Annotated in this window: 1 protein-coding gene; it reads left to right on the forward strand. The window is 35.1% G+C overall.

Annotation, left to right across the window (positions count from 1 at the left end; translation table 11 throughout):
• Positions 1–1,089 precede the first annotated feature (1,089 nt).
• Positions 1,090–1,392, forward strand: a complete 303-nt coding sequence (locus CH354_RS18245; RefSeq protein WP_100729101.1) for an antitoxin — start codon at positions 1,090–1,092, stop codon at positions 1,390–1,392.
• The last annotated feature ends 1,134 nt before the right edge of the window (positions 1,393–2,526 follow it).

Here is a 2,526-nt window from a genome sequence, read left to right on the forward strand (position 1 = left end):
TTTTAATACTATGGAGTCTGATTGAGTATTTCACTCTTGTTAATTACATTTCCAAAGTAAAAGTTTGAAAAATATATAGATTTTATGCTTTTTGATCACTTAACATTGTCTGATTTTTTTCCATTAATTAACATTTTCATCATCTTACCGATTTGTATTCTTGCTTTTTCTTATTCTATAAAAATAAATTTATTAACTGATGAAATGTCATCTAAAATTACAAAAAAATATTTATGGCTTACTAATATCTTAGACTATTTAATAATTGCTCTATTACTATTCTTATATTCAATTTTTACTAATAAAATAAGAATCTCAGACGAATTTCTTATATATCTTCTAATTATTTTTACTGTTCTACCATTGTCGTTCTATTTGAATTACATATCGATTAAAAATATTTTCAAAAAAATTGAAGCGAAAAACAAAACAAAGCTTCTATATAAAATCTTACTATATCCTATAATTTCGATTGGATTATTTGTGATTTATTTAAATATTCAATGCAACGATAAATAAATTTACTACGCATAACAGCGACTTACCGCTTCGCTTCGGCACAAGGCCTCGCTCGGCCTGCGGCAAATTGTCCTCCTGGCATTCGCCTTGCTTACGCAAGCTACATGCCAGTCCCTAACGTCCCGTTGGGACTCAGGGTCGGACAACTTCGGGAAGGCTAGTTCGTTATGCGTAATCGTAGGAAATTAATATCTGAAGAGATAGTAAAAACTTTTTAAAAATTAAAGAGAAGAATTCGAATAAAAAACCCTTGACACGAGGCACACATTGTCATCAGCTATATATGAGTGAAGAATTATCGTTGGGATTTAGGGAAAGACGAAATCTTAAGAAAAGAACGAGGAATTTCTTTTGAATTAATCCTTTTTCAAATTGAAAACGGATTTCTTTTGGATATCATTAAACACCCAAATAAGGATAAATATCCAAACCAATCAATCTTCATTATAGAGATTGAAGACTACGTCTACTTAGTACCTTTCATTGAGAATAATGATGAAATTTTCCTCAAAACAATTATACCAAGCAGAAAAGCTACTCGAAATTATCTTTTAAAGGATGGCGACAACAATGAAATCTAAAATAGACAAAACTTCAAAAAAAATTCCTACCCTTTCTAAAGAAGAAAATGATATTCTCACATCATATGAAGCTGGTGAATGGAAATCAATCGGATTGAATAATAAATTAATCAGTAGTTACCAGAAAGCTGCTTCTGCGACATTAGCAAAGAACAAAAGGATTAACATTAGGCTTAATCAATTGGATTTACAATCAATTCAAAAGAAAGCTTTCGAAGAAGGATTACCTTACCAAACATTTATTTCTAGCTTAATTCATAAATTTGTTACTGGTAAATTAATTGAAAAATAATCTAACAACCTACGACTTCGCATAACAGCGACTAACCACTGCGCTTCGGGACTTCGCCCTCGCTTGGTCTGCGACACATAGGCTTTCTGTCACTCGCTTGCATACGCAAACTCCGTGCCAGTCCCTAACGTCCCGTTCCGGGACTCAGGGTCAGCCTACGTCGGTTAGCCTAGTTCGTTAATTGCAATTAGTTGATCTACAGAAGAAAACGCGCAAATTTTTTTATGAGGGTGTTGCCGATTAAAGTGCAGAAAGAGAACAATTTAAGCTTTGCTCTCTTTGAAAGTTCTGTTTGTAATTTACGATTTTAAGATTTAAGAGAAAATTTGCGCTCAATTGTAGGACCCTTTCGACTAATCTTTTATACTATATTAACTAACTGCAATTAACATCGCCTTAACGCTCACTCGGGCGCTTGTCCACTTCGACTCAGATTCCTGATGAAATCTGATTCTCGTGGGACCCTCGCTCGGCCTAAAGGCACATTCCGTGTCGCGCTAACGCCTCCTACAGAGGCTCAGCTACACGGAACGTCGTTAAGGCTGGTTCGTTAATTGCAATGTCCAAAAAGTTATTTTGAATATTCTGTTCAAATTTTCGCTGATTCTGTAATTTCAGGTTCTTTGTCATGCTTTGAGAAAGCCGTGCTTGATTTTGTATGCTTCTTTGAAGAGATTTTATTAATGTTTCTATTTAGTTTTCGTCTTTCTCATTATTCTTTTGCTTTGTTTACTTTAATCACAGTTCTGTTTTACATAGCTCTGTTTGGGATATTTCAGCGAAAATTAATCAAAGAGAAAGAGTCGACTTTATTTACATCTTACCAACATTTTTGGCCTTGATTCTTTCTTAATTTTATCTTTATTATACCTTGGACACTGCAATTAACATACGCTAACCACTGCGCTTCGGGTCTTACGCCCTCGCTTGGCCTTCGGCACATAGGCTTTCTGTCACTCGTTTGCATTCGCAAACTACGTGCCAGTCCCTAACGTCCCTTTCGGGACTCAGGGTCAGCCTACGTCGGTTAGCTAGTTCGTTATGCGAACATTGCGGGGAAGAATCGCCACATCCGTGTGGCGTTTGTAAGAAATCTAAAAAAAAGCAATTTGACAAATATACAATTTTTGTATA

The sequence above is a fragment of the Leptospira levettii genome (assembly GCF_002812085.1).
Lineage (GTDB): Bacteria > Spirochaetota > Leptospiria > Leptospirales > Leptospiraceae > Leptospira_A > Leptospira_A levettii.

Coding starts and splice junctions, on each gene's coding strand:
- CH354_RS18245 (WP_100729101.1), top strand. CDS start 1,090: ATGAAATCTAAAATAGACAAAACTTCAAAAAAAATTCCTACCCTTTCT.